The 25,016-nt window shown below is 59.1% G+C and carries 23 protein-coding genes and 1 pseudogene; 12 read left to right on the forward strand and 12 right to left on the reverse strand.

Annotation, left to right across the window (positions count from 1 at the left end; translation table 11 throughout):
• Nucleotides 1–677: pseudogene (locus tag GHO41_RS21930) on the reverse strand (short chain dehydrogenase); the annotation flags it as partial.
• A 122-nt stretch (nucleotides 678–799) separates the two neighbouring features.
• On the opposite strand from GHO41_RS21930, the gene GHO41_RS21935 reads away from it, so the two are divergent.
• Nucleotides 800–2,077 (forward strand): acetyl-CoA C-acetyltransferase, encoded by a 1,278-nt coding sequence (locus GHO41_RS21935; RefSeq protein WP_153434652.1) that lies wholly within the window; start codon nucleotides 800–802, stop codon nucleotides 2,075–2,077.
• A gap of 103 nt (nucleotides 2,078–2,180) precedes the next feature.
• Here GHO41_RS21935 and GHO41_RS21940 read toward each other — a convergent pair whose 3' ends face one another.
• Complete coding sequence (locus tag GHO41_RS21940) at nucleotides 2,181–3,209, reverse strand: bile acid:sodium symporter family protein (protein WP_048366472.1); 1,029 nt, start codon at nucleotides 3,207–3,209, stop codon at nucleotides 2,181–2,183.
• Between the two features lie 82 nt (nucleotides 3,210–3,291).
• Between GHO41_RS21940 and GHO41_RS21945 the strand changes: the two genes are divergently transcribed.
• Together GHO41_RS21945 and GHO41_RS21950 are read left to right on the forward strand one after the other, a co-directional pair.
• Nucleotides 3,292–4,083, forward strand: coding sequence for a helix-turn-helix domain-containing protein (locus GHO41_RS21945; RefSeq protein WP_048366471.1), 792 nt, complete (start codon nucleotides 3,292–3,294; stop codon nucleotides 4,081–4,083).
• Nucleotides 4,084–4,336: 253 nt separating this feature from the next.
• The gene (locus GHO41_RS21950; protein WP_048366470.1) at nucleotides 4,337–5,230 is read left to right on the forward strand and encodes a PA4780 family RIO1-like protein kinase; all 894 of its coding nucleotides are present in this window, start codon (nucleotides 4,337–4,339) and stop codon (nucleotides 5,228–5,230) included.
• A gap of 51 nt (nucleotides 5,231–5,281) precedes the next feature.
• Here GHO41_RS21950 and GHO41_RS21955 read toward each other — a convergent pair whose 3' ends face one another.
• Nucleotides 5,282–6,145, reverse strand: coding sequence for an MBL fold metallo-hydrolase (locus GHO41_RS21955; RefSeq protein WP_048366469.1), 864 nt, complete (start codon nucleotides 6,143–6,145; stop codon nucleotides 5,282–5,284).
• Between the two features lie 93 nt (nucleotides 6,146–6,238).
• Here GHO41_RS21955 and GHO41_RS21960 point away from each other — a divergent pair, with 93 nt between their 5' ends.
• From GHO41_RS21960 to GHO41_RS21970, 3 genes are all read left to right on the forward strand, one after another.
• Nucleotides 6,239–6,568 carry a helix-turn-helix transcriptional regulator gene (locus GHO41_RS21960; protein WP_048366468.1) on the forward strand — a complete coding sequence of 110 codons (330 nt, stop codon included), beginning with the start codon at nucleotides 6,239–6,241 and terminating at the stop codon, nucleotides 6,566–6,568.
• Between the two features lie 69 nt (nucleotides 6,569–6,637).
• Nucleotides 6,638–8,203: a bifunctional protein tyrosine phosphatase family protein/NAD(P)/FAD-dependent oxidoreductase gene (locus GHO41_RS21965; RefSeq protein ID WP_123751251.1), complete on the forward strand. Its 1,566-nt coding sequence runs from the start codon at nucleotides 6,638–6,640 to the stop codon at nucleotides 8,201–8,203.
• Between the two features lie 8 nt (nucleotides 8,204–8,211).
• The gene (locus GHO41_RS21970) at nucleotides 8,212–9,012 is read left to right on the forward strand and encodes a sulfite exporter TauE/SafE family protein (protein ID WP_153434653.1); all 801 of its coding nucleotides are present in this window, start codon (nucleotides 8,212–8,214) and stop codon (nucleotides 9,010–9,012) included.
• Between the two features lie 141 nt (nucleotides 9,013–9,153).
• Here GHO41_RS21970 and cueR read toward each other — a convergent pair whose 3' ends face one another.
• The 3 genes from cueR to GHO41_RS21985 all read right to left on the reverse strand — a co-directional run bounded on the left by cueR (nucleotide 9,154) and on the right by GHO41_RS21985 (nucleotide 12,436).
• A complete protein-coding gene (gene cueR, locus GHO41_RS21975; protein WP_048366466.1) occupies nucleotides 9,154–9,558 on the reverse strand; it encodes a Cu(I)-responsive transcriptional regulator in 405 nt (134 codons plus the stop codon).
• A gap of 13 nt (nucleotides 9,559–9,571) precedes the next feature.
• Nucleotides 9,572–11,959: a heavy metal translocating P-type ATPase gene (locus GHO41_RS21980; RefSeq protein WP_153434654.1), complete on the reverse strand. Its 2,388-nt coding sequence runs from the start codon at nucleotides 11,957–11,959 to the stop codon at nucleotides 9,572–9,574.
• Between the two features lie 96 nt (nucleotides 11,960–12,055).
• The gene (locus GHO41_RS21985) at nucleotides 12,056–12,436 is read right to left on the reverse strand and encodes a hypothetical protein (protein ID WP_048366465.1); all 381 of its coding nucleotides are present in this window, start codon (nucleotides 12,434–12,436) and stop codon (nucleotides 12,056–12,058) included.
• Nucleotides 12,437–12,582: 146 nt separating this feature from the next.
• Between GHO41_RS21985 and GHO41_RS21990 the strand changes: the two genes are divergently transcribed.
• Entirely contained in the window at nucleotides 12,583–12,783 is a 201-nt protein-coding gene (locus tag GHO41_RS21990; protein ID WP_153392328.1) for a heavy-metal-associated domain-containing protein, read from the forward strand.
• Between the two features lie 260 nt (nucleotides 12,784–13,043).
• Nucleotides 13,044–14,240, forward strand: coding sequence for a multidrug effflux MFS transporter (locus tag GHO41_RS21995; protein ID WP_153330333.1), 1,197 nt, complete (start codon nucleotides 13,044–13,046; stop codon nucleotides 14,238–14,240).
• A 1-nt stretch (nucleotide 14,241) separates the two neighbouring features.
• Here GHO41_RS21995 and GHO41_RS29880 read toward each other — a convergent pair whose 3' ends face one another.
• Together GHO41_RS29880 and GHO41_RS22000 are read right to left on the reverse strand one after the other, a co-directional pair.
• Nucleotides 14,242–14,412, reverse strand: a complete 171-nt coding sequence (locus tag GHO41_RS29880; RefSeq protein ID WP_164488133.1) for a hypothetical protein — start codon at nucleotides 14,410–14,412, stop codon at nucleotides 14,242–14,244.
• Nucleotides 14,413–14,533: 121 nt separating this feature from the next.
• Entirely contained in the window at nucleotides 14,534–15,547 is a 1,014-nt protein-coding gene (locus tag GHO41_RS22000) for a zinc-binding alcohol dehydrogenase family protein (RefSeq protein ID WP_153434655.1), read from the reverse strand.
• Between the two features lie 118 nt (nucleotides 15,548–15,665).
• On the opposite strand from GHO41_RS22000, the gene GHO41_RS22005 reads away from it, so the two are divergent.
• Entirely contained in the window at nucleotides 15,666–16,580 is a 915-nt protein-coding gene (locus tag GHO41_RS22005) for a LysR family transcriptional regulator (protein WP_153434656.1), read from the forward strand.
• 75 nt (nucleotides 16,581–16,655) lie between these two features.
• Here GHO41_RS22005 and GHO41_RS22010 read toward each other — a convergent pair whose 3' ends face one another.
• Nucleotides 16,656–17,609, reverse strand: a complete 954-nt coding sequence (locus GHO41_RS22010; RefSeq protein ID WP_153434662.1) for an adenosine deaminase — start codon at nucleotides 17,607–17,609, stop codon at nucleotides 16,656–16,658.
• A gap of 224 nt (nucleotides 17,610–17,833) precedes the next feature.
• Between GHO41_RS22010 and GHO41_RS22015 the strand changes: the two genes are divergently transcribed.
• Nucleotides 17,834–18,919 carry a calcium:proton antiporter gene (locus GHO41_RS22015; RefSeq protein WP_153434657.1) on the forward strand — a complete coding sequence of 362 codons (1,086 nt, stop codon included), beginning with the start codon at nucleotides 17,834–17,836 and terminating at the stop codon, nucleotides 18,917–18,919.
• 36 nt (nucleotides 18,920–18,955) lie between these two features.
• On the opposite strand, the gene GHO41_RS22020 is transcribed toward GHO41_RS22015, so the two are convergent.
• From GHO41_RS22020 to GHO41_RS22030, 3 genes are all read right to left on the reverse strand, one after another.
• Nucleotides 18,956–19,639, reverse strand: a complete 684-nt coding sequence (locus GHO41_RS22020; protein WP_153434658.1) for an SDR family oxidoreductase — start codon at nucleotides 19,637–19,639, stop codon at nucleotides 18,956–18,958.
• Between the two features lie 482 nt (nucleotides 19,640–20,121).
• Complete coding sequence (locus GHO41_RS22025) at nucleotides 20,122–20,724, reverse strand: YigZ family protein (protein WP_153434659.1); 603 nt, start codon at nucleotides 20,722–20,724, stop codon at nucleotides 20,122–20,124.
• A 44-nt stretch (nucleotides 20,725–20,768) separates the two neighbouring features.
• Complete coding sequence (locus tag GHO41_RS22030) at nucleotides 20,769–21,689, reverse strand: LysR family transcriptional regulator (RefSeq protein WP_048366456.1); 921 nt, start codon at nucleotides 21,687–21,689, stop codon at nucleotides 20,769–20,771.
• 123 nt (nucleotides 21,690–21,812) lie between these two features.
• Between GHO41_RS22030 and GHO41_RS22035 the strand changes: the two genes are divergently transcribed.
• Together GHO41_RS22035 and GHO41_RS22040 are read left to right on the forward strand one after the other, a co-directional pair.
• On the forward strand, nucleotides 21,813–23,162 hold the full coding sequence (locus tag GHO41_RS22035) for an aspartate aminotransferase family protein (protein ID WP_153434660.1): 1,350 nt from the start codon (nucleotides 21,813–21,815) through the stop codon (nucleotides 23,160–23,162).
• An 81-nt stretch (nucleotides 23,163–23,243) separates the two neighbouring features.
• Complete coding sequence (locus tag GHO41_RS22040; RefSeq protein ID WP_153434661.1) at nucleotides 23,244–24,737, forward strand: CoA-acylating methylmalonate-semialdehyde dehydrogenase; 1,494 nt, start codon at nucleotides 23,244–23,246, stop codon at nucleotides 24,735–24,737.
• The last annotated feature ends 279 nt before the right edge of the window (nucleotides 24,738–25,016 follow it).

Raw genomic sequence — 25,016 nt, forward strand, 5'->3', positions numbered from 1 at the left:
CCAATGCCCCGCGCTGCGCCGGTGACCAAGGCTTTACGCCCGGCCAGTGGCCGCGTCCAGTCCGGCACCTGCGTGGCGCAGGGGCTCAGGCGCAACACCTGGCCGCTGACAAAGGCACTTTTGGGCGAGAGGAAAAACCGCAGCGCGCCTTCTAGTTGGTCTTCGGCGCTTTCGCCGACATACAGCAGTTGCAAGGTGCCGCCGCTGCGCAGCTCTTTGGCCAATGAGCGGGCAAAGCCTTCAAGGGCGCGTTGGGCGCTGGCGGCAAACGGATCGCGCTGGGTTTCGGGGGCGCGGCCGAGGATCACGATGTGCGCACTGGGCGCCAGGCTGCGTAGCAGTGGCTGGAAGAACTCTCGCAATTGTTTGAGCTGGTCGGTGTGCAGCAGTTCGCTGGCATCGAACACCACGGCTTTGAGCTTGGGCCCCTGGCCGGGTATCCACGGGTTGACCGACCACTCGCCGGGGCCGTAGGCGAATACGGCATCGGTGAGTTTTTGCGCAAAAGCCCCGACCGTCGCGGCCAATGCGCCGCCCCCCAACAACAGCGCACCTTCTACCGGGCGCAGGCGGCCCGCTTGCCAGCGTTCCAGTCGTACCGGTGACGGCAGACCCAATGCACCGACCACGCGGTGGCCGATGGATGAGTTGGCAAAGTCGATATAACGGTCTGACATGGAACACTCTCCGACAGATGGGGTTCAAAGGGTTGACCACAAACACGTCATGGTCGTTCGTTATCAGCGATAGGACCTACGCTTGTAACGATCAATGGCCTTGAAAGAATAGGGAACATCTTATGAGTTTGCGTCGAGTAGCCATTATTGGCGGTAATCGAATTCCATTTGCCCGCGCTAACGGAGCGTACGCGACGGCCAGCAATCAGACGATGTTGACCGCTGCGCTGGAGGGGTTGATTGAGCGCTACAACCTGCACGGGTTGCGCATGGGCGAAGTGGTGGCCGGGGCGGTGCTCAAGGATTCCAGGGACTTCAGCCTGACCCGCGAGTGCGTGCTGGGCTCACGCCTGTCGCCACAAACCCCCGCCTATGACCTGCAACAAGCCTGCGGCACCGGCCTGGAAGCGGTGCTGCTAGTGGCCAACAAAATTGCCCTCGGGCAGATTGACTGTGCGATTGCCGGGGGGGTCGACAGTGCCTCGGACGTGCCTATTGGCCTGAATGACGGCCTGCGCAAATGGCTGTTGCAGCTCAACCGCACCAAGGCGCCGCTGGACAAGGTCAAAGCCTTGCTGCAATTGCGCCCGAGCTTTTTGAAACCGGCCTTCCCGCGCAATGGCGAGCCGCGTACCGGCTTGTCCATGGGCCAGCACTGCGAGTTGATGGCGCAAACCTGGCATATCCCCCGGGATGAGCAGGATGCCTTGGCCTTGCACAGCCATCAGGCGTTGTCGGCGGCGTATCACGAAGGCTGGGAAGATGATTTGCTCACCCCGTTTCAGGGGCTGCGCCGCGACAATAACCTGCGCCCGGAGCTGACCCTGGAGAAGCTGGCCGCGCTAAAACCGGTGTTCGAGCGCAGCGCCAAAGGTACTTTGACGGCGGGTAACTCGACGCCGCTGACGGACGGCGCGTCCGTGGTGTTGCTGGCAAGTGAAGAGTGGGCCAAGGCGCGGGGGTTGCCGGTGTTGGCTTACCTGCGTGATGGCGAAACGGCGGCGGTGGATTTCGTACACGGAGCCGAAGGGTTACTGATGGCGCCGGTGTATGCGGTCCCACGGCTGCTGGCGCGTAATGGCCTGACCTTGCAGGATTTTGACTACTACGAGATTCATGAGGCTTTTGCTGCGCAGGTGCTGTGCACGCTGAAGGCGTGGGAAGACGCCGAATACTGCCGAACAAGGCTGGGGCTGGAGGCGCCGCTGGGGTCCATTGACCGCAGCAAGCTGAACGTCAAAGGCAGTTCGCTGGCCGTTGGGCATCCGTTTGCCGCGACGGGTGGACGCATCGTCACCAACTTGTCCAAGTTGCTGGCCACGGCCGGGCAGGGCCGAGGGTTGATCTCGATCTGCGCGGCCGGTGGGCAGGGTGTGACGGCGATTCTTGAGCGGGACTGATGTGTGTGGGAGCGGGCTTGCTCGCGATTGTATCGACGCGGGTTAACTCAACGACCGCGTTGTCTGCATCGCGAGCAAGCCCGCTCCCACAAAAAGATGAAGCTTAGCTGGCAGCCACGGCCGAGGCGTTTTGTTCGGCCTTTTCTCGCTGATTGCGGCTGGCGTAGCTTTCAGCCATCACCGAGCAGACGATCAGTTGCAGCGGGTGGTAGATCATGATCGGCAGCAAGATCAGCCCAAGGCCGGGGTTGGCGCCAAAGATCAACGCAGCCATCGGGGCGCCCGCCGCCAGGGATTTTTTGCTGGCGCAGAACACGGCGGCGATTTCATCGGCGGTGCTGAATTTCAAGGCGCGCGCAGTGCGGGTGGTCAGCCACAAAATGATGGCGAGCAAGATCGCGCTGCCAACCAGAGCGCTGAAGATCACCGAGGTGCCTTGCTGTTGCCACATGCCCGAGACCATCGAGTTACAGAACGCCGCGTACACCAGCAGCAAGATCACTACTTTGTCGCAGATATTGGTGTAGCGCTTGTGGCGGGCGAAAAAGCGTCCGAACAGCGGGCGCACCAGTTGCCCAAGCACCAATGGCAGCAACAGCATGGCGCACAGGTCGAGCAGGGTTGAGCCCAGGTCGATACCACCCGAGCCACTGCCGACTACAAAGCTCACTAGCAATGGCGTGAGAAATATCCCCAGTACGCTCGACAGGCTGGCGTTGAGAATTGCCGCAGGCACGTTGCCGCCCGCGCTGCCGGTGAGTGCCACGGACGAGGAAATGGTCGAAGGCAGGGCGCAAAGGTAGAAGAACCCCAGCATCAGCAGCGGCGGAATGTGCGCGCCCAACAACTTGTTGGCGACCACCCAGATCAGCGGGAAGACGATAAAGGTGAAGCCCTGAACCATGAAGTGCAGGCGGATATTTTTCAGGCCGTGGCGGATTTGCTCGCTGGACAGGTTGACCCCGTGCAGGAAGAACACCAGGAACACGCCGATGTTGATCACCACTTCCGCGTGCATGCCGCCGCCAGTGCTGCCGAACGTCGGGAAGACGTAGGCGAGTAAAGTCGCCAGTAACATGCCGCACAGAAACCAGTCTGTGAACAGGCGTTTGAGGTGTTTGAACACAGGCATCGTGGGCACCAGAGCATTGTAAGAATTGATGACTTAGCCTAACGTCGGGTTTATCTGACGTCTTGCGACATAAGGCCAACCAATGCCGCCAAACGGACAACGTGGTGCCGAACGCGCCATTCCTGCACTCACAACCTTGCCTCGGCCGCTGTACGCGCGCGCCGAGAGTTTGGGCGCGGGCTCGTGGACGCCACGCCATCGACATGATTGGGTGCAGTTTTCGTATGCCATCAGTGGCGTGTTGGGTGTGCACACCGACGAAGGCAGTTTTTATGCGCCGCCGCAGTGGGGCATCTGGATCCCGGCCGGGCTGGAGCATGAGGTGGTGACCTCAATGCGCGCCGAGATGCGCAGCGTGTACGTGCGCCGTGAGGATTGCCTGTGGGCACCCGAACATTGCCGGGTATTGGAGGTGACACCGCTGGCGCGCGAGCTGATCAAACGTTTTTGCGCCTTGCCGGTGGAGTATCCACAAGGCGGCAGCCCTGAAGAACGTTTGGTGCAGGTGTTGCTCGATCAGTTGGCGGGCCTGAACCAGGTCGGTTTTTCGCTGCCATTGCCGCGTCATGCGCGGTTGTTGGCGCTGTGCAATGAGCTGATTGAAAACCCTGAGGCTGAAGTGACGCTCAGCGTGTGGGCCGAGCGCTTGGGCACGTCGGAAAAAACCCTGATGCGATTGTTTGACCGGGAAACCGGCATGAGTTTTCGCAGTTGGCGCCAGCGTATGCGCTTGCTGTCGTCTTTGCGGGTGCTGGAGGAGGGCGGCAGCGTGACTCTGGCGGCGTTGTCATGTGGCTATGAATCCACGTCGGCCTTTATTGCCGCCTTTAAAAAAATGTTTGGCTTCACGCCCGGCGAGTTATTCCGACAGTGATCGGGCTATTTTCGGAAACGCCCTGCATACATTTTGCTCGGCTCTAGTAGGGTGCGCGCTGAATCAACGGGATTAGTCGATGCCCGATGGTTGGCGCTCGTCTATTATCCAGAGCGGCTAACGTCGGGATTTTTGGCACATGGCGTGCCTACAAGCGACTCTTGCACGGTCCCCCTCTCCCCGTAGTGAGTGGATTGCCGTATAACGAGTGACATTCGCGTGTTTGGTAACAAAGGACCCACAATAAAAGCTGATGAAGACTCCAAAACGCTTAGAACCCCTGATCGAGGACGGTCTGATCGACGAGGTGCTGCGCCCACTCATGAGTGGCAAAGAAGCAGCTGTTTATGTGGTCCGCTGCGGCAAAGAGCTGCGATGCGCCAAGGTTTACAAGGAGGCTAACAAACGAAGTTTCCGGCAGGCCGCTGAATATCAGGAGGGTCGCAAGGTTCGCAACAGCCGTCAGGCCCGAGCGATGGCCAAGGGCTCGAAGTACGGTCGTAAAGAAACCGAGGACGCTTGGCAGAACGCCGAAGTAGCCGCCCTGTTCAGGCTGGCGGGCGCCGGTGTACGGGTGCCCAAGCCGTTCGACTTCCTCGAAGGCGTGCTGCTGATGGAACTGGTGGCCGATGAATACGGCGACGCGGCACCGCGCTTGAACGATGTGGTGCTGGAGCCGGATCAGGCGCGCGAATACCACGCGTACCTGATTTCCCAGATCGTGCTGATGCTCTGCACGGGGCTGGTTCACGGCGACTTGTCCGAGTTCAACGTGTTGCTGACGCCAACCGGCCCGGTGATTATCGACTTGCCTCAGGCGGTGGATGCGGCGGGTAACAACCACGCGTTCAACATGCTGGAGCGTGACGTGGGCAACATGGCTTTGTACTTCGGACGTTTTGCGCCGGAGTTGAAGAAAACCCGCTACGCCAAGGAAATGTGGGCGCTTTACGAAGCGGGCACCCTGCAGCCGACCAGCGTGTTGACCGGCGAGTTTGATGAGCCTGAAGAGTTGGCGGATGTCGGCGGTGTGATCCGCGAGATCGAAGCGGCCCGTCTGGACGAAGAACGTCGTCAAGCGGTGCGAGCCGCAGATGATGCGCCACCGAGTAAGGCCGAAGAGCCGCCTCCGCCGTGGATGCAGTGATTCGATGAATAAAAAATCCGGCCTTGGCCGGATTTTTTATGCCCGCCATTTTTAAAACCGGTTGAGCGGGATTTTCAGGCTGCGCAGGCCGCTTTCATCGGCGGGCGGCAGGTTGCCGGCGCGGATGTTGACCTGGATGGCCGGGATCAACAGGGCCGGTACGCCCAAGGTGGCGTCGCGGGTGGTGCGCATGTCGACAAAGTCGGCCAGTGGCACGCTGTCGTTCACGTGGATATTGCGCGCCCGCTGCTCGCCCACCGTGGTCGACCACGAGGCTTCGCGCCCGGCGGGCGGGTAGTCGTGGCACATCAACAGTCGGGTATCGGCCGGCAAACTCAGCAGGCGCTTGATGGAGTGATACAACTGCTGCGCATCGCCCCCCGGAAAGTCGCAACGCGCGGTGCCGACATCCGGCATGAAAAGGGTGTCACCGACAAAGATGCTGTGGTCTTCGAGCTGGTAGGCCATGTCGGCTGGCGTGTGCCCCGGCACATGGAGCGCGCGCACGTGCAGGCGGCCAATGTGGAACACCTCGTCCGGCTCGAATAAATGGTCGAATTGCGAGCCGTCGAGTCTGAACTCAGGCTCCAGGTTGTAGATATCGCGAAACACGCCCTGGACTTGGGTAATCGCCGAACCAATGCCGATGTGCCCGCCGAGCTTTTGCTTGAGGTAGGCGCTGGCTGATAAATGATCCGCGTGGGCGTGGGTCTCCAGCAACCACTGCACCTTGAGGCCGTGGGCTTCTACAAACCGGATGATGCTGTCGGCGCTGTCAGTACTGATGCGTCCGGCGGCAGCGTTGTAGTCGAGCACCGGGTCAATGATGGCGCACTCGCTACCGTCTGCTTCGTACACCACGTAGCTCACGGTTGAGGTGTTGGGGTCGTAGAAACCTTGAATGTCGGCGTGCATGAAGGGCCTCACGTGAATCAAAAGATATTTCAATATATTGAAACATATATTATCGAGACGTAGACTGTCGACCATTACGTCACGGAGCTCTCCATGTCTGCCCAACTCACCAGTGAAGAGATCGGCCTTCTGCGCGATTCTGCGTCCAAAGCCTGCACCCTTCTCAAAGCCCTTGCCAATGAAGACCGGCTGCTGTTGCTGTGCCAGCTGACGCAAGGCGAACGTAATGTCGGTGAGCTTGAAGACCTGACCGGGATCCGCCAGCCCACCTTGTCGCAACAGCTCGGCGTGTTGCGCGATGAAGGCATGGTCAACACCCGGCGCATGGGGAAATATATTTACTATTCCCTCGCCAGTTTCGAAGTGGTGTCTGTGATGCAAACGTTGTCGGGTCTGTATTGCGGTCAAGCGCTGAAGAAGTGATGCGGGCCATTGCCTGCGACGTTCACCGCCCCCTTATTCCATTCATTTTTGTTGTGCCTGGAGTGCCCAATGGAGCAAAACATCAAGCGAATCGACGCCACGTTCTCGGTGTCTGGCCAGCTCGCGCCGTCTGACCTCCAAGCCTTGCCCGCACTGGGTTTTCGCAGTGTGGTGTGCAACCGCCCCGATCATGAAGGCGGCCCCGAGCAACCCGAGCACGGCGCCATGCAGCAGGCCGCCGAGGCGTTGGGGCTGCGTTTTGCTTATTTGCCGGTGCAGACCACTGGAGCAACCGCGGAACAGGCGCAACAACTGCGTGAGTTGCTGGCGGAGTTGCCCAAGCCGGTGTTGGCGTTTTGCCGCACGGGCAATCGCTCTTCAAAACTCTATGAGGCCGCGACCCAAGGCGCCCGTGAAGTGCGCCAGTTTGATGTGGTTGTGGTGGGCGGCGGCTCGGCCGGGCTGTCGGTGACGGCAAGCTTGTTGAAGCGCGACGCGTCTTTGCGCATCGCCGTGATCGAGCCCAATACCGAGCACTACTATCAGCCCGCGTGGACTCTGGTGGGCGGCGGTGCCTACGACGTGCGAGACACGGTGCGGCCCACCGGCGAGGTGATGCCCAAAGGGGCGCAGTGGGTGAAGGCGTCGCTGTGTGCGTTTGCACCGCAGCGCAAGGTGGTGCTGCTCAGTGATGGCACAGAGCTGGGTTATCAGCAGTTGATTGTGTGCCCTGGCTTGCAACTGGCCTGGGAGAAGATCGAAGGCCTGGAAGAAACCCTCGGCAAACATGGCGTAACGTCCAATTACCGGCATGATCTGGCGCCCTACACGTGGGAGCTGGTGCGCTCGCTGCGCGGCGGCAAGGCGCTTTTCACGCAACCGGGGATGCCGATCAAGTGTGCCGGTGCGCCGCAAAAAGCGATGTATCTGTCGTGTGATTACTGGCGCAAGCAGGGCGTGCTGGCGTCGGTTTCAGTGGAGTTCAACCTGGCGGGTGCGGCGTTGTTTGGCGTCCCGACTTTTGTCCCGCCGTTGATGAAATACGTGGAAGCCTACAAGGCGCAATTGGCGTTCCAGTCCAATCTGGTCAAGGTTGACGGCCCGAACAAGACCGCCTGGTTTGATGTGACCGGTGCCGACGGACAGGTCACGCGGGTCGAGAAACGCTTCGACATGCTGCATGTCGTGCCGCCGCAACAAGCGCCGGACGTGATCCGTCGCAGCGAGCTGGCCGACAAGGCGGGCTGGTTTGAAACCGACCCGGCCACCTTGCAGCATCCGCGCTACCCCGAGATTTTTGCGGCGGGCGATGTGTGCGGCACCAGCAATGCCAAAACGGCGGCGGCAGCGCGCAAGCAAGTCGTGGTGGTGGCGGACAACCTGATTGCCCTGCGCCAGGGCCGTGCATTGCCCAAGCGTTATGACGGTTATGGCTCGTGCCCGCTGACGGTCGAAAAAGGCAAAGTGATTCTGGCCGAGTTCGGTTATGGCGGAAAACTCCTGCCAACCTTTCCGATGGATCCTACCGTGCCAAGACAGTCTGCCTGGTTCCTGAAGGCAACATTACTGCCCTGGTTCTACTGGCAAGGGATGCTCAAAGGGCGTGAATGGTTTACTGACTGCAAGCCGGACTGAGTTCAACCATGCTGATTATGATCTTGGGCGCGCTGGTGGGCTTGTTGTTGGGGCTGACTGGCGCGGGTGGCGGTATTTTGGCCATTCCGGCGTTGACCCTGGGCGTGGGCTGGACGCTGGTTGAGGCCACGCCCGTTGCGTTATTGGCGGTGGGTGTGGCGGCGTCGGTGGGCGCCATTGACGGGTTGCGCAAAGACTTGGTGCGCTACAAGGCGGCAGCGCTGATGGCCAGCGCCGGCTGGCTGGCGTCGCCACTGGGGCTGCACTTGGCCAAGTTGCTGCCCGGTGCGGCACTGATGGCCTTGTTTGGTGGCGTGATGGTGTTTGTCTCGGCGCGCATGTTTTTGAAAGCTCGGGCGGGCTGCCCGTCTGATGAAGACATGGAGCATAAAAACTGCCAGCTCAACCCGTCTACCGGGCACTTGAAATGGGACCTGCGCTGCGCCACCACGTTGGCGTCGATCGGGGCCTCGGCGGGGTTGTTGACCGGGTTGCTGGGGGTTGGCGGTGGTTTTTTGATCGTCCCGGCGTTTCGCAAATTCAGTGATGTGCCGATGCACGGGATTGTCGCCACGTCGTTGATGGTGGTGGCGCTGGTGTCTTTGGGCACCTTGGGGCATCTGGTGTATCAGGGCTTTAGCCTGTCGGAACAGGGCGTGCTGTTTATCAGCGCGACGCTGGCGGGGATGATCATCGGCCGCGTGCTGGCGCCGAAAATCTCGGGCCAGCGGATGCAACAGGGGTTTGCGGTGCTGTGTGCGGTGGTCAGCGTGTTGATGATCGGCAAAGTGTTGATGATGGTGCTGTGAGCCTTACCTGTAGTCGCTGACGAGGAACGAAGGCTGCGATCGGCGGCGAAGCCGTCGTAAAAATGCGAGCGCTGCGCACTCGATCGCAGCCTTCGTGCCTCGGCAGCGACTACAGGGTTACAGGGTTACAGGGTTACAGGGTTATGGGGTGCAGCACGCCCCCGACTCCAGGTCTTTAAGGATCGGGCAGTCGGGGCGGTGGTCGCCCTGGCAACTTTCGACCAGCACTTGCAGGGTGTCACGCAGGCTGCTCAGTTCAACAATTTTTTGATTTAACGCCTCGATGTGTTGGCGCGCCAGGGCTTTTACGTCGCCGCTGGCGCGTTGGCGGTCTTGCCATAAGGTCAGCAGTTTGCCGACCTCTTCCAGTGAAAACCCCAGGTCCCGCGAACGCTTGATAAATGCCAGTGTGTGCAGGTCGTCGTCGCTGTACAGGCGATAGCCGCTGTCGCTGCGGTGGGCGGGTTTGAGCAAGCCAATGGACTCGTAGTAACGAATCATTTTGGCGCTCAGGCCGCTGTGCTTGGCGGCCTGGCCGATATTCATGACAGTTGCCTCCTCACTCTAGATCGTCGGGTTTCCAGAACTTCAGTAACAGTGCGTTGCTGACCACGCTGACGCTGGAGAATGCCATGGCCGCGCCCGCCAGTACCGGGTTGAGGAAGCCAAAGGCGGCCAGCGGAATGCCGATCACGTTGTAGACAAACGCCCAGAACAGGTTCTGACGGATTTTTGCATAGGTTTTACGGCTGATGTCCAGGGCGGCGGGCACCAGTCGCGGGTCGCCGCGCATCAGGGTAATGCCCGCAGCCTGCATGGCCACGTCGGTGCCGCCGCCCATGGCGATACCAATATCGGCTGCGGCCAGTGCCGGGGCGTCGTTGATGCCGTCGCCGACCATCGCCACCACGCCGGTTTTTTTCAGTTCGGCCACCGTGGCTGCCTTGTCGGCGGGCAAGACTTCGGCGTGCACGTCGGTAATGCCCAACGCTTGGGCGACCACACGGGCGCTGCCGCGGTTGTCGCCGGTCAGCAAGTGGCTGCTGATGTGGCGGGCGGTAAGTTGCTGGATCGCGGACTGCGCGCCGGTTTTAAGGGTGTCACCAAAGGCAAACAGGCCGAGCACGCGGGGTTCGGGGCTTTGTTCGATGAGCCACGACAGGGTGCGGCCTTCGTTCTCCCAAGCGGTTGCGGAGTCTGCCAGCGAACCTGGGATGAGGCCGGTTTCGTCGAGCAGGCGACGATTGCCCAAGGCCAGACGGCGGCCTTCGAGTGTGCCGGCGATGCCACGCCCGGTCAGGGACTGGCTGTCAGCTACATCCGGCACGTTTAACTGTCGTGCGGCGCAGGCGTCGAGTACGGCCTTGGCCAAGGGGTGTTCGCTGCCGCGTTGCAGGGCGCCTGCGGCTTGCAACAAGTGGGCTTCGTCACCGTCCAGCGCCGCCAGGTGGGCGATTTGCGGGGTGCCGGAGGTGAGGGTGCCGGTTTTGTCGAAGACCACGGCGCTGACTTCGTGTGCACGCTCCAGCGCTTCGGCGTCTTTGATCAAGATCCCGAAGCGGGCGGCCACACCGGTCCCGGCCATGATCGCCGTGGGTGTCGCCAACCCCAGCGCACACGGGCAGGCGATAACCAGCACAGCCACGGCGTTGATCAGGGCCGTTTCAATCGGGGCGCCGTAGAGCCACCAGCCGAGCAGAGTGGCGAGGGCGATCACGAGCACCACCGGGACGAACACCTGACTGACTTTATCTACCAACTTTTGGATCGGCGCTTTACCGGCTTGCGCGTCTTCGACCAGGCGAATGATGCGTGCGAGGACGGTTTCGGTGCCCAGGGCCAGGGTTTTGATCACCAGACGGCCTTCGCCATTGATCGCGCCGCCGGTGACTTTATCCCCAGGCTGTTTCGGCACGGGCAGGCTTTCGCCGCTGATTAGGGCTTCGTCGGCGTGGCTTTGGCCTTCGACCACTTCGCCATCCACTGGAAAACGCTCGCCGGGTTTGACGAGCACCAGGTCATTGAGGCGCAGGTCGCTGATGGCGACGTCTTGTTCCTGGCCATCGACCACGCGCAAGGCGCGCTCCGGGCGCAGGGCTTCAAGGGCACGAATGGCGCTGGCGGTCTGGCGTTTGGCGCGGCTTTCGAGGTATTTGCCCAGCAGTACCAGCGCGATGACCACGGCCGAGGCTTCGAAGTACAGATGCGGTGTGGTGCCGGGCGCGGCGATGGCCCATTCGTAGAGGCTCAGGCCGTAGCCCGCGCTGGTGCCGAGGGCGACCAGCAGGTCCATGTTGCCTGCGCCTGCTTTGACGGCTTTCCAGGCGGCACGATAAAAGCGTGCGCCCAACACAAATTGCACCGGGGTGGCGAGTACGAACTGTGCCCACGCGGGCAGCATCCAGTGAATCCCCAATGGCATCAGCAGCATCGGCAGAACCAGCGGTAACGCCAGGACAATAGCCAGCACCAACGCCCAGCGTTCGCGCTGCAAGCGCTTTTGCTGATCGTCCTGCACGGCGTGCGGGTTGTTTGCCTGGTGCAGACTGGCTGAGTAGCCGGCCCGGTTAACCGCGTCGATCAGTTGGGCCGGGTCGACGTGGCCAAGCAGCTCGACGTGGGCCCGCTCGTTGGCCAGGTTGACGCCGACACGCTCGACGCCTGGGACTTTGCTGAGGGCTTTTTCCACGCGGCCTGAGCAGGACGCGCAGGTCATGCCGCCCACGTCCAGCTCCAGGCTGTGAGCTGGCACGCTGTAACCCGCTTGCTGCACGGCGTCGACCAGTGCCGCCAGGCTGTCGGCCGGGGCCTGAATACGCGCCTGCTCAGTGGCCAGGTTGACGCTGACGCTTTCAACCCCCGGCACCTTGGCCAAGGCTTTTTCCACGCGGCCGGCGCAACTGGCACAGGTCATACCGTCAATCGGCAGATCGAATTGGGTGGGCATGAGCAGTCCTCCTTAAGAAGTTATCTGTCCATAGAATCGACCTTGACCCCGTGGCAAGGTCAAGGCCACTGCTGTGGGTTATTTCGTTGCGTGTGGTCAGTATTCCAACTTGGCGGGTTTTAAGTACATGCCGTCCTTGCCCAGCGCGATCCGGTATTTGCGTACATCACCGGCTTTAAGCGTGAACTGCTGCGCGGGCGGCACCAGCATGCCGGGCAAGCACCCCGGCGCCTGACCGGGCAGGAGCTTGAGGCGAATGCCGACATTGCCGGCGGGCAAATTGAAAGACAGCGCCTGCTCTTGAAACAATCGCCCGGCCAATTGATCGTCGATGTACACCCCGACTTCGCAACTGGTGGGGACTTCGAGGCGTTCGCGAGAAATGATCAAAACGCCGTAGTCTTGATCGGCGTTGGCCCACAGCGGCAAAGCGGCCAGGGTTAAAAAACTGACTAGGCTCAAAGCGGACCCGCGCATGGCTCGGTACCTTGTTTTCAAATCAGAAGGCATTCAGCTTGGCCGAGCCAAGGTCAGATTGCCAGTGTGCTCATGCAACGAGGGGCTTGACCTTGCCACGATGGCAAGGTGGAAGCTGTGGCCATCTCAACCAAAGGAGGCGTGTCATGCAAACGTTTACAGTGGATGGAATGACCTGTGGTGGCTGTGTTCGCGGTGTGACCAACGCGATTCAGCGCCTTGATCCGCAGTCTAAAGTCGACGTGGACCTGAAGACCAAAACGGTGAAGGTCGAGAGCTCGTTGGCAGCAAAAGACATCGTCGGCGCGATTGAAGGTGCCGGTTTTGACGTGCTAGCCACGGCTTGACGCAGAAAAGCCTCGCGATCTTTTAAACAATCAAAAGATCGCGAGGCAAGCTCGCTCCTACAGTTGTATCGCGTACGCCCGTAGCAGTTGACGAGCCTTGCGAGGCTACGTCCGGGCGCGCAGCGGCCGTAAAAAGAGCCAGGATCAAAAGATCGCTCCTACAGGGGATTTATTAGATAGCTCGCTAACTTAATGTTCATCGTCTGCAACCACAGCTAGACTGTCGTACCGCGCTAACCGCAGTACGATTTGGACAACTGATGAACGTTAGAACTCTCCTGATTCTTGGCGCGCTCAGCGCTTTTGGGCCCTTGGCGATCGATTTCTACTTGCCTGGGTTCCCGGCGATGGCGCTAGCCTTTGCCACCGATGAAACGCACATCCAGTTGACCCTTGCGGTGTATTTCCTGGGCTTGTCCATCGGCCAACTGGCGTACGGCCCGCTGGCTGACCGCTTCGGTCGTCGTGTGCCGCTGCTGGTGGGTGTTGGTCTGTTTACCCTGGGTTCTTTGGCCTGCGCGGTTGCGCCCACGCTCGAGTGGCTGATTGGTGCTCGTTTTGTCCAGGCGCTGGGCGGGTGTGCCGGGATGGTGCTGTCACGTGCGATTGTCAGCGACAAGTGCGATGCGGTGGGCTCGGCCAAGGTGTTCTCGCAACTGATGCTGGTGATGGGCCTGGCGCCGATTTTGGCGCCGATGCTCGGCGGCCTGCTGGTTAACGTCTACGGCTGGCAGTCGATCTTTATCGCGCTGACCGGCTTCAGTGCACTGGCCGCCCTGGCAGTTGCATTGGGGTTGCCGGAAAGCCTGCCGGCCAACGTGCCGCGCCAACCGTTGTCGGGGGCGCTGCGCCAATACGGTCGTTTGCTCAAGGATCGCGAGTTCCTGGGGCATGCCCTGACGGGGGGGATCGCAATGGCCGGGATGTTTGCCTACATTGCGGGTTCACCTTTCGTCTTTATCAAACTGTATGGCGTGCCTGCGGAACACTACGGCTGGTTGTTCGGCAGTAACGCGGCGGGCTTTATTTTGGTGGCGCAAGTGAACGCACGGTTGCTGGCCAAGCGCCAACCGGCCTTTTTGCTGGCGCGTACGGTGTGGGTGTATCTGGCGGCAGGTGTGGCATTGCTGGGCATTAGCGCCCTGCATACCGAGCAACTGTGGCCGTTGTTGATTCCGCTGTTTATCTGCATCGCCAGTCTGGGCTGCATCATCCCCAATGCCTCGGCGTGTGCCATGAATGGGCAGGGCGCACGGGCGGGCAGTGCTTCGGCGATGCTGGGCTTTTTGCAGTTCAGTGTGGCGGCCGGTGCGGCGTCACTCGTGGGTGTTTTGCATGATGGCACGGCAATGCCAATGGCGATGGTGATCACCTTGTGCGGGGTGTTGGCCGTGACGATCGGCATGGCGACCCGCCGTGTGTATCAGGCGCGGATCGCCGCCGAGGACACAGTCTGAATCACACTGCCATGGGTTCGGGCAATTTGTGCGGGGCCTGCAAGCGCGATTTCAACGTATCCACAAAGGCTTTGGCCTCAGCCTTTGTGCGAAAGTTAACGGCTTGCTGGTCGATTTGAACCTGCCATTGGCAGTCAGGAGATTTTGCTAACGCCTTTATCAGGATTTTCATTGCTGGCCTCCTTTGGTTGGCAAAGGCGGCCAGTGTATGCCTGAAAGCGCCGCAGAATATGACAGGCATCAAGTCTCTGACTGACGGTTAAAAATTGACCGTTTTAGTCCCCTCGCTGTGATCAGAACCCTTCAAGCACGATTTTGCCTTTGGCCTTGCCGCTTTCCAGCAGCGCGTGTGCGCGGCGCAGGTTGGCGGCGTTGATGGTGCCAAAGTGTTCGCCTACGGTGGTGCGCAAAGTGCCCGCGTCGATCAGTTCGGCTACCCGATTGAGCAGGGTGTGTTGCGCAATCATGTCCGGGGTTTCGAACAGTGAGCGGGTGTACATGAACTCCCAGTGCAGCGACAGGCTCTTGCGTTTGAGCTTGGTGATGTCGAAGGTTTTCGGGTCGTCGATTAAAGCAAACTTGCCTTGTGGGGCGAGGGCTTCGACCAGTTGGTCGAGGTGCTGATCGGTCTGCGTCAGGCTGGCGACGTGGGTTACCGCGTCGATGCCCTGAGCTTTGAGTGCTTCGCTCAACGGCTGAGTGTGGTCGATGACCACATCTGCGCCCAGTTCGCGCACCCAGGCTTGGGTCTCGGGGCGTGAGGCCGTGCCAATCACCTTGAGGGCGGTCAACTGGCTGGCCAGTTGGGTCAGGATCGAGCCGACCCCGCCTGCTGCGCCGACAATCAACAGGCTTTGCTGCTCATCGTTTTTGCCTTCTTTAATAGCCAGGCGTTCGAACAACAATTCCCAGGCGGTAATAGCGGTCAGCGGCAGTGCAGCGGCTTCAGCAAAACCGAGGCTTTTTGGCATGTGCCCGACGATTCGCTCGTCGACCACGTGCAGCTCGCTGTTGCCGCCCGCCCGGGCGATAGACCCGGCGTAGAACACCTTGTCACCAACCTTGAACAGGCTGACGTCACTGCCGACCGCCTTGACCACCCCGGCCACGTCCCAACCCAGCACTTTGGCGGCACCGCCCTCCGGCTGTGCGTTTTGGCGGACCTTGGTGTCCACCGGGTTGACCGAGATGGCTTTGACTTCAACCAACACGTCACGCGGGCCGGCCACTGGCTCGGGCAGTTCGATGTCTTGCAGGGCGTTAGGGTCCTGGATCGGCAACGACTGGTAATAGGCGATAGCTTTCATGGGGCATGTCCTGACAGTGAGTACGAAAAGTGAATCGATGATTAACCATTTCGCTGGGCGATAAAACCGGCTAAAACAGCAGTCTCTTTCAATGTTTTTTTGATAATGGTGGCGATGAATGCTGCGCTTCGATGACCTGCAACTGTTTGTGCGTGCTGCTGACTTGGGCAGTTTGTCGGCAGCAGCGCGGGTGATGGATTTGTCGCCAGCAGTGGCCAGTGCAGCCCTCAAGCGGATCGAAGCGCAGTTAGGGGCTCGATTGTTGGCGCGCTCCACACGCAGCCTGCGCCTGACAGCCGAGGGGCAAGGCTTTCTCGACTATGCGCGAACGGCCTTGAGCAGCCTGGATGAAGGGCGCCGCCTTTTAGCCCGCGGGCAAGATCAGGTGAGCGGGGTGTTGCAGCTATCAGCGCCCTCAGACTTTGGACGTAACCTGTTGTTGCCCTGGCTGGACGCGTTTCAGCGTGAACACCCGCAGTTGACCGTACGTCTATTGCTGGGCGACCGGATTGCCGATCTGTTCCGCCAGCCTGTGGATATCGCCCTGCGTTACGGTGAGCCGGAAGACTCCAGCCTGGTGGCGCTGCCGGTTGCCACCGACAATCGCCGCGTACTGTGCGCATCACCCGACTATTTGGCGCGCCGAGGCGAGCCGCGTCAGCTTGAACATTTGCTGCAACATAACTGCCTGCTGTACATGCTCGGGACGCGCGTGCATGACCATTGGCAATTTAACGACGGTAAGCGCGAGCTGGGGCTGACGGTGAGCGGTGACCGTTTTAGTGATGATGCTGATGTGGTGCGTTTGTGGGCGATTGCCGGGGCGGGGATTGCGTACAAGTCGTGGCTGGACGTGGCGCAGGATGTGACGGCGGGCAGGCTCAAGGTGTTATTGCCGGAATTGACCTGCGAGCGTGCGCCATTGAATTTGCTGTGCGGGCATCGCGCCCAATTGAGCAAACCGGTGAAGCTGCTGCGCGACATGCTGATTGAGCGGTGTGCGGAGTTGGCGGGGCAGCGTAGTGCCTTGTAGGAGCGAGCTTGTCTCGCGATCTTTTTAAAGGATCAAAAGATCGCGAGGCGAGCTCGCTCCTACAAGGCCGGGTTTTTACGGTTTGATCAGGCGTGCGTCGAGGCTATTTTGCGCCAGGCGTTTGGCTTGGTCCTGGGTCATGCCCAGGTCGGTGTACAGCGCGTGGAAGTTCTCGGTCACGTAACCGCCGAAATAGGCCGGGTCGTCGGAGTTGACGGTGACTTTTACGCCGCGCTCGAGCATGTCGAGAATGTTGTGTTGCGACATGTGATCGAACACGCACAGTTTGGTGTTGGACAGCGGGCACACGGTCAGCGGGATTTGCTCGTCGATGATGCGTTGCATCAAGCGTTCGTCTTCAATCGCGCGTACGCCGTGGTCGATACGCTGGATTTTCAGCAGGTCGAGGGCTTCCCAGATGTACTCCGGCGGGCCTTCTTCGCCGGCGTGGGCCACGGTCAGAAAACCTTCGTGGCGGGCACGGTCAAACACGCGCTGGAACTTGCTCGGTGGGTGGCCCATTTCTGAGCTGTCCAGGCCTATGGCGACAAATGCATCGCGAAATGGCAGTGCCTGGTCGAGGGTTTTTTGCGCTTCTTCTTCGCTCAGGTGGCGCAGGAAGCTCAGGATCAAGCCGCTGGTGATACCCAGTTGCTGTTCGCCGTCTTTGAGTGCAGCGGCGATGCCATTCAGTACCACTTCAAACGGTACGCCACGGTCGGTGTGGGTTTGCGGGTCGAAGAAGGGTTCGGTGTGAATGACGTTCTGAGCCTTGCAGCGCAACAGGTAAGCCCAGGTCAGGTCGTAGAAATCCTGAGAGGTGCGCAGTACGTCCGCGCCTTTGTAGTAGAGGTCGAGAAACTCTTGCAGGTTGTTGAAGGCATAGGCCTTGCGCAAGGTTTCAACATCGTTCCAGGGGAGGGCGACTTTGTTGCGCTCGGCCAGCGAGAACAGCAACTCGGGCTCTAGAGAACCTTCAAGGTGCAGGTGCAGTTCTGCTTTTGGCAGGGCGTTCAGCCAGTCATACATATTCGTTTTTCTCATCAGATCAGGTGCAGATGGCGGCATTCTACAGGCGTCGGACGACACAGCTTGTAAAAATGCCCCCGCCATTTGTCGCACCAACTGCGTTTGAGCGGCCAGTCCGACCCTTCTAATGGCATGCCTGTGAACTAAGGTGTAACGAAACGTTAGTGAGTTTTGGCAGTCTGTCACCTCACAACGTGTATTCGACTCTCGGCAAAAGGCCTGCGATGCTGACTTTATTGAAAGATGAAAAACTCCTCCTCCTGGCGGTGGTGATGGTCGGTGTGGCCTTCCCGCTGGAACATTGGTTATTGGGCAGTGGCCAGGCCACGGCGCTGATCGGGGGCTTGGTCCTGATTGCGGCGATTGTCTGCGCTTCGATGCGGGTGGCGCATCATGCAGAGGTCCTGGCTGAAAAGGTCGGCGACCCTTATGGGACGATGATTCTTACGCTGTCTGCAGTGCTGGTAGAAGTGGTCATCCTGGCCATCATGATGAGCAACGAGCCGTCGCCGACCTTGGTGCGTGACACGATTTATTCGGCGGTGATGCTCGATATCAACGGCATCCTCGGTTTGGCCGCGCTGATGGGCGGGATCAAACATGGCGAGCAGTCCTACAACGACGATTCGGCCCGCACGTACAGCGTGATGATTCTGACGGCCATGGGTGTGTCGATGGTGGTGCCGGAGTTTATCCCTGAGGCTGACTGGAAAATTTACTCCGCCTTCACCATTGGCGCGATGGTGCTGCTGTATGCGGTGTTTTTGCGCATGCAGGTGGGGCCGCACAGTTACTTTTTCAGTTATAGCTACCCGGAGAAAAAAGGCCGCAAGCGCGAGCCAGAAGGGACGCCGACCAATGTAAAGCTGTCGATCGCCATTCTTGGCTTGGGCGTGATTGTGATCGGTGCGCTGGCGGAGGTGATGTCCAAGGCGCTGGACCTTGGCCTTGAGGGGACGGGCGCGCCGCCGGTGATGACGGCAATTGTGGTTGCGGCCATCTCGGCGGCACCGGAAATTCTGACGGCGCTAAGGGCCGCGTTGGCCAACCGCATGCAATCGGTGGTGAACGTGGCCTTGGGCGCATCGTTGTCCACGGTGATTTTGACGGTGCCTGCCATGGAGGCGATGGCGCTGTATACCGGCCAGCCCTTTCAGATGGCGATGACACCGGTGCAGACGGTGATGGTGCTGATCACGCTGGTGGTGTGTGCGATCAATTTGAATGACGGTGAGACCAATGCCATTGAGGGCATGACGCATTTCGTGTTGTTTGCCACGTTCATCATGTTGTCGCTGCTGGGGCTTTAAGCGATGGGCAGCCTGCAACGGCTGCCCTTCACTCGGTTACCAGGGAATGGTCTGACCCTTGTAGTCGATATAGTGATGACCGCCTTTACCGGCATACGCATAGAGCTGTTCGACGATGCCGCGGATGCTGGTGTCGACGTCAATGTCGCCGGTACCGCGAGTCAGGTCGGTTTTGACGACTCCCGGGTGGATGGAGAGCACGGTTGGTCGCGGCTCCGGGAGTTGCGTCACAAAGGTGTTGGTCAATGAATTAAGCGCGGCCTTGCTGGCTTTATAGAGTGCGAGCTGCGGGGCGTTGGGATTGGTGATGCTGCCCAGCCTTGAACTCATAAATGCCAGAACGCCATTGTCTTTTTTGATACTGCCGACGAAGGCTTGGGCCACATTAACGGGCGCAACGCTGTTGGTCAGAAACAATTGGCCAATGTCAGCGAGGCTGGCGGCCCCGGAGGTTTGATCGTCCGGGCCTTTGATGCCGGCGTTAATAAAAACCAGGTCAAACACGTCTGCGCTCAAGCGCTGGTGCAGGGCGTTGATGGCTTGCAGGTTGTCGATGTCGAGTTGCTCGATCTGCACGTTATCCAGTTTTTTTAACGCGTCTGCGCGCTGAGGGTCCCGAACGGTTGCGGTTACTTGCCAGCCGTCATGTGACAGGGCCGTCACCAGTCCCAGACCCAGCCCACGTGAGGCGCCTACGATTAGTGCTTTTTTTGCTGCCATGAATTAGCCCTCTTTAGCGTTAAGGAAGTCACCGTTAGCTGTTTGTACGCCTTCCCTGTGCGAGTGCCCAGCGCTTGTGTGTGCGCTCTCATCAAATGGTGAGTAGGAACAATAGGCAGGCAGAGGTCAGGTGATGGTCTTGAATGACTGTAATTGATTAAAAAACGCACAAGATTAAGTAAGCGTTATGGGGGCTGAATCGCCGGGGACTTTGCGCGGGTTATCCACAGGTTGTTCCACAGTATCTGTGCGCAACTTGAATGCACAGGTATAAGCACTGCATCCCTTTGTTCTAACCGCGATATGCAACGCTAAAGTATTGTTTTGTCTGTGTTTTTCTTAAAGTACGGCTGATTTGGATAAAAAACGTACAAATGGCTGAAAGGCCCGTAATAAAAGGGCTGTAGCCGTGTGTGCTCAGGTTATCCACAGTTGGGTGCACAGTGATTGTGGGCAAGTGGTGAGGCGCAGGTTATTCACGCTTACGCGTCGCTGTGTGGGGTGTCCCGGTGCAACAGGATTCTGCCGCGACTGATGCCGGCCAACTGTTGCTGCAGAGCAGCAATGTGTTCTTCGCCCAGCTCCAGCTGTAAATCAACCCCGTTGGCGGTAAAGGTTTCTTGGGTCAGCAGGCCATCCAGTTCGGTCAGTCGCAGCTTTACCAAAGCCAGTTCACTGAAATGGCAGGTGCACTGCAGGGGGACGCGGCTGATGAGCGGGAGTTTCTCTGCCCCTTGCAGGCATTTATTGGCGCCACCGCCATAGGCGCGCGCGAGCCCGCCGGTGCCCAGTTGGATGCCGCCGTACCAGCGGATAACCAGCACCACGACTTGATCGCAGTCTTGCGCCTCAATCGCCGACAGGATCGGCCGCCCTGCGGTGCCGCCGGGTTCGCCATCATCGCTGCTGCGGTATTGGGCGCCGAGTTTCCAGGCCCAGCAGTTGTGGGTGGCGTCGAGGTCGCTGTGTTGTTCGATGAAGTCTTGGGCTTGCTGGGCGCTGGTAATCGGGGCAGCCAGTGTAATAAAGCGGCTTTTACGGATTTCTTCGCGGTATTCGCAAAGGCCGGTGAGGGTCGATGGCATGTGGTTTCCGAACATTGGCTGGAGGCTTGAGGCCGCCGTTTACGTTAGCGCGTCGCTTCCAGGCTCTCAAGGAAACTTTCCAGCACCAGGTGGGGCCGTCGGCCTTTGCGGGTGACTGAGGCGAGGCTTAAGTCATAAAAACGCGTTTTGGCTTTCAAGGCGCGCAGGCGACCTTGTTGTACCCAGAAGCTGGCGTAGTGATCGGGCAGGTAGCCGATGTAGCGCCCGGTCAAAATCAAGAACGCCATGCCTTCTCGGTCGGATGCGCTGGCGGTGCAGTTGAGTGCCTGGTAGTGCGCCTGGATGTCGGCTGGCAGGCGAAAGGTCGGGGCAATGGCGTCCTGGTCATTGAGGCGCTGGTCTTCCAGTTGCCGGTCATCGACATAAAACAGCGGGTGGCCGACTGCGCAGTAAAGCAGTGAGCGCTCGCTGTACAGCGGCTGATATTCAAGCCCGGAGAGTGCGCTGGCCTGGGGAACGACGCCTACATGCAGGCGGCCGTCGAGAACGCCTTGTTCCACTTCGTTGGGGGCGATCATACGAATGTGGATTTGCACGTCAGGCCCGCGTTCCTTGAGTTGTGCCAGCGCATGGGTGATACGCATGTGAGGCAGGGTGACCAGGTTGTCGGTGAGGCCAATGGTCAACTCACCGCGCAGGTGCTGGTGCAGGCCGTTGACCTCGGTACGAAAACTTTCCAGTGCACCTAATAACTGCAGCACTGACTGATACACCTCGCGGCCTTCTTCTGTCAGGGAGAACCCGGCGCGACCCCGTTGGCACAGACGTAAACCGAGGCGTTGTTCGAGGTCGCTCATCTGTTGGCTGATGGCCGAGCGGCCAATCCCGAGCACGGTTTCTGCGGCTGAAAAACCACCGCATTCGACAACGCTGCGAAAGATCCGGAGCAATCGAATATCAAAGTCGCTGACTTGTGCCAGTGCATCGGGACGACGGGTGCTCATAGTTTAGTCCGGGCCTAACTAAAGGTTAGAAGAGTTGGATTTCATCGACTTTATAGCCGTGGCAATTTAGCTGCAACAACGCTTTCAATCCCACGCCGCTTTCTGCTTTGCGAGGTTTTGCCGATGAACATGCCCGAAAATGCCGAAATCTCAGTGACTAGCCAGCTCAAGCTGGATGCTCATTGGATGCCTTACACTGCTAACCGTAACTTCCATCGCGACCCGCGTTTTATCGTTGGCGCGAAGGGTAGTTATCTGACGGACGATAAAGGTCGGCAAATCTACGATTCGCTGTCAGGTCTGTGGACCTGTGGTGCAGGGCATACCCGCACAGAAATCCAGGAAGCAGTGGCCAAGCAACTGGGCACGCTCGATTATTCGCCTGCGTTCCAGTACGGGCACCCGCTGTCGTTCCAGTTGGCAGAGAAAATCACCTCGCTGACCCCTGGTAATCTGAACCACGTGTTTTTCACTAACTCGGGTTCTGAGTGTGCGGATACTGCGGTGAAGATGGTGCGGGCTTACTGGCGTTTGAAAGGCCAGTCGACCAAAACCAAGATGATTGGCCGTGCCCGTGGTTATCACGGGGTGAACATTGCCGGCACGAGCCTGGGCGGTGTGAACGGTAACCGTAAGCTGTTTGGCCAGGCGATGAGTGATGTTGATCACTTGCCGCACACGCTGTTGGCGAGCAACGCGTTCTCACGCGGCATGCCGGAGCAGGGTGGTATTGCGCTGGCTGATGAGCTGCTCAAGCTGATCGAGTTGCATGACGCGTCGAATATCGCGGCGGTGTTTGTGGAGCCTATGGCAGGTTCGGCCGGTGTGCTGGTGCCGCCTCAGGGTTATCTGAAACGTCTGCGTGAAATCTGCGATCAACACAACATCCTGTTGGTGTTCGATGAGGTGATCACCGGGTTTGGTCGTACAGGCTCGATGTTTGGTGCTGACAGCTTCGGCGTAACTCCGGACTTGATGTGTATTGCCAAGCAAGTGACCAACGGCGCGATCCCGATGGGCGCGGTGATTGCCACCACTGAGATCTATCAGACGTTCATGAATCAGCCGACGCCTGAATACGCGGTTGAATTCCCACACGGCTATACCTATTCGGCTCACCCTGTGGCCTGTGCTGCGGGCCTGGCTGCGCTGGATCTGCTGCAAAAGGAAAATCTGGTGCAGAGCGTTGCTGAAGTCGCGCCGCACTTTGAGAATGCGATCCATGGTTTGAAGGGCGTGAAAAACGTCATCGACATTCGTAACTATGGCTTGGCGGGTGCCATTCAAATTGCCCCGCGTGATGGTGACGCAATTGTTCGTCCGTTTGATGCGGCGATGAAATTGTGGAAGGCGGGTTTCTACGTACGCTTTGGTGGCGACACTCTGCAGTTCGGCCCAACCTTTAATAGCAAGCCGCAAGACCTGGATCGTTTGTTCGATGCAGTCGGTGAAGCGCTGAACCAGATTGACTGATCCTTCTATCTATAGAAGCGGTTTTGGGAATAGAGGCAGGCGCGCAGCGTTCGCGCCTGTGGACAACTTTTTGGAGCACCCATGAGCACCATTCAACATTTCATCAATGGCGAATTTCTAAGCGACTCTGGTCGTACCGCTGATGTGTTTAACCCGTCGACCGGTAAAGTGATTCATCAAGTGCCGCTGGCCAGTCGTGAAACCATTCAAAAAGCCATCGACTCAGCCAAGGCTGCTTTCCCGGCCTGGCGCAATACGCCACCGGCCAAGCGTGCTCAGGTGATGTTCCGCTTCAAGCAGTTGCTGGAGCAGAATGAAGCGCGCATCTCCCAGTTGATCAGCGAAGAACACGGCAAGACCCTGGAAGACGCTGCGGGTGAACTGAAGCGCGGAATTGAGAACGTTGAGTTTGCGTGCTCTGCGCCAGAAATCCTGAAGGGTGAATACAGCCGTAACGTAGGACCGAACATTGATGCATGGTCGGATTTCCAACCGCTGGGTGTGGTTGCAGGCATTACGCCTTTCAACTTCCCGGCCATGGTTCCGCTGTGGATGTACCCGCTGGCGATTGTGTGCGGTAACTGTTTCATCCTCAAACCGTCGGAACGCGATCCAAGCTCGACCTTGTTTATTGCACAGTTGCTGCATGAAGCCGGTCTGCCCAAGGGCGTGCTGAGCGTGGTGCATGGTGACAAAGGTGCTGTGGATGCGTTGATTGAAGCGCCAGAAGTTAAAGCGCTGAGTTTTGTGGGTTCAACGCCGATTGCTGAATACATTTATGCCGAAGGCACCAAGCGCGGCAAACGTGTGCAGGCGCTGGGCGGGGCGAAGAACCACGCGGTGCTGATGCCGGATGCGGATCTTGATAACGCTGTGAGTGCGCTGATGGGGGCGGCTTACGGTTCTTGCGGCGAGCGTTGCATGGCCATTTCGGTTGCGGTGTGTGTTGGCGATCAGGTTGCTGATGCGTTGGTGGCCAAGCTGGTACCGCAAATCAAGGCGCTGAAAATCGGTGCAGGCACTTCGTGCGGTCTGGACATGGGGCCTTTGGTCTCGGGGCAGGCGCGTGACAAGGTCAGCGGCTATGTCGAGGATGGTGTTGCTGCCGGTGCAGAGCTGGTCGTCGATGGTCGCGGCTTGAGCGTCAAGGATCACGAAGATGGCTTCTTCTTGGGCGGCTGCCTGTTTGATCGTGTGACGCCGCAGATGCGCATCTATAAAGAAGAGATCTTTGGTCCGGTGCTGTGCATCGTGCGGGTTAATAGCCTGGAAGAGGCGATGCAACTGATCAACGATCACGAATACGGTAACGGTACCTGCATCTTCACCCGTGATGGTGAGGCGGCTCGCCTGTTCTGTGACGAGATCGAAGTGGGGATGGTCGGGGTGAACGTTCCGCTGCCAGTGCCTGTGGCGTACCACAGTTTTGGTGGTTGGAAGCGTTCCCTGTTCGGTGACCTGCATGCCTATGGTCCGGACGGTGTGCGGTTTTATACGCGCCGCAAGGCGATCACTCAGCGTTGGCCGCAACGTGCCAGCCATGAAGCGTCGCAGTTTGCATTCCCGAGTCTGTAATTTGAGTTGCAGCTGTATATAGAAGAAGAGAGGCCAGCCGTTAGGCTGGCCTCTGCTTTTATGGCTTTTGGCGCGTTGTGACAGAATTATGAATTTAGGGCTTGACTCAGATTATTAGCGGCCTATAATTCGCACCACTTCCGGTGCAGTCGAAACGGAAAACTCCTTGAATATCAATGAGTTGGGTTGTTTTGACGGTGCAAGCTTCAATTCATCGAAGCAGGAAATGAGGTGTTGACAGCAGCGTGTAACGCTGTAGAATTCGCCTCCCGCTAACGA

Origin of the sequence: Pseudomonas sp. FSL R10-0399 (assembly GCF_009600165.1) — a bacterium.
Lineage (GTDB): Bacteria > Pseudomonadota > Gammaproteobacteria > Pseudomonadales > Pseudomonadaceae > Aquipseudomonas > Aquipseudomonas helleri.

Bases quoted from the DNA above. Each gene is read 5' to 3' on its own strand.
- GHO41_RS21935 (WP_153434652.1), top strand. From the start codon at position 800: ATGAGTTTGCGTCGAGTAGCCATTATTGGCGGTAATCGAATTCCATTT.
- GHO41_RS21940 (WP_048366472.1), bottom strand. From the start codon at position 3,209: ATGCCTGTGTTCAAACACCTCAAACGCCTGTTCACAGACTGGTTTCTG.
- GHO41_RS21945 (WP_048366471.1), top strand. From the start codon at position 3,292: ATGCCGCCAAACGGACAACGTGGTGCCGAACGCGCCATTCCTGCACTC.
- GHO41_RS21950 (WP_048366470.1), top strand. From the start codon at position 4,337: ATGAAGACTCCAAAACGCTTAGAACCCCTGATCGAGGACGGTCTGATC.
- GHO41_RS21955 (WP_048366469.1), bottom strand. From the start codon at position 6,145: ATGCACGCCGACATTCAAGGTTTCTACGACCCCAACACCTCAACCGTG.
- GHO41_RS21960 (WP_048366468.1), top strand. From the start codon at position 6,239: ATGTCTGCCCAACTCACCAGTGAAGAGATCGGCCTTCTGCGCGATTCT.
- GHO41_RS21965 (WP_123751251.1), top strand. From the start codon at position 6,638: ATGGAGCAAAACATCAAGCGAATCGACGCCACGTTCTCGGTGTCTGGC.
- GHO41_RS21970 (WP_153434653.1), top strand. From the start codon at position 8,212: ATGCTGATTATGATCTTGGGCGCGCTGGTGGGCTTGTTGTTGGGGCTG.
- cueR (WP_048366466.1), bottom strand. From the start codon at position 9,558: ATGAATATCGGCCAGGCCGCCAAGCACAGCGGCCTGAGCGCCAAAATG.
- GHO41_RS21980 (WP_153434654.1), bottom strand. From the start codon at position 11,959: ATGCCCACCCAATTCGATCTGCCGATTGACGGTATGACCTGTGCCAGT.
- GHO41_RS21985 (WP_048366465.1), bottom strand. From the start codon at position 12,436: ATGCGCGGGTCCGCTTTGAGCCTAGTCAGTTTTTTAACCCTGGCCGCT.
- GHO41_RS21990 (WP_153392328.1), top strand. From the start codon at position 12,583: ATGCAAACGTTTACAGTGGATGGAATGACCTGTGGTGGCTGTGTTCGC.
- GHO41_RS21995 (WP_153330333.1), top strand. From the start codon at position 13,044: ATGAACGTTAGAACTCTCCTGATTCTTGGCGCGCTCAGCGCTTTTGGG.
- GHO41_RS29880 (WP_164488133.1), bottom strand. From the start codon at position 14,412: ATGAAAATCCTGATAAAGGCGTTAGCAAAATCTCCTGACTGCCAATGG.
- GHO41_RS22000 (WP_153434655.1), bottom strand. From the start codon at position 15,547: ATGAAAGCTATCGCCTATTACCAGTCGTTGCCGATCCAGGACCCTAAC.
- GHO41_RS22005 (WP_153434656.1), top strand. From the start codon at position 15,666: ATGCTGCGCTTCGATGACCTGCAACTGTTTGTGCGTGCTGCTGACTTG.
- GHO41_RS22010 (WP_153434662.1), bottom strand. From the start codon at position 17,609: ATGTATGACTGGCTGAACGCCCTGCCAAAAGCAGAACTGCACCTGCAC.
- GHO41_RS22015 (WP_153434657.1), top strand. From the start codon at position 17,834: ATGCTGACTTTATTGAAAGATGAAAAACTCCTCCTCCTGGCGGTGGTG.
- GHO41_RS22020 (WP_153434658.1), bottom strand. From the start codon at position 19,639: ATGGCAGCAAAAAAAGCACTAATCGTAGGCGCCTCACGTGGGCTGGGT.
- GHO41_RS22025 (WP_153434659.1), bottom strand. From the start codon at position 20,724: ATGCCATCGACCCTCACCGGCCTTTGCGAATACCGCGAAGAAATCCGT.
- GHO41_RS22030 (WP_048366456.1), bottom strand. From the start codon at position 21,689: ATGAGCACCCGTCGTCCCGATGCACTGGCACAAGTCAGCGACTTTGAT.
- GHO41_RS22035 (WP_153434660.1), top strand. From the start codon at position 21,813: ATGAACATGCCCGAAAATGCCGAAATCTCAGTGACTAGCCAGCTCAAG.
- GHO41_RS22040 (WP_153434661.1), top strand. From the start codon at position 23,244: ATGAGCACCATTCAACATTTCATCAATGGCGAATTTCTAAGCGACTCT.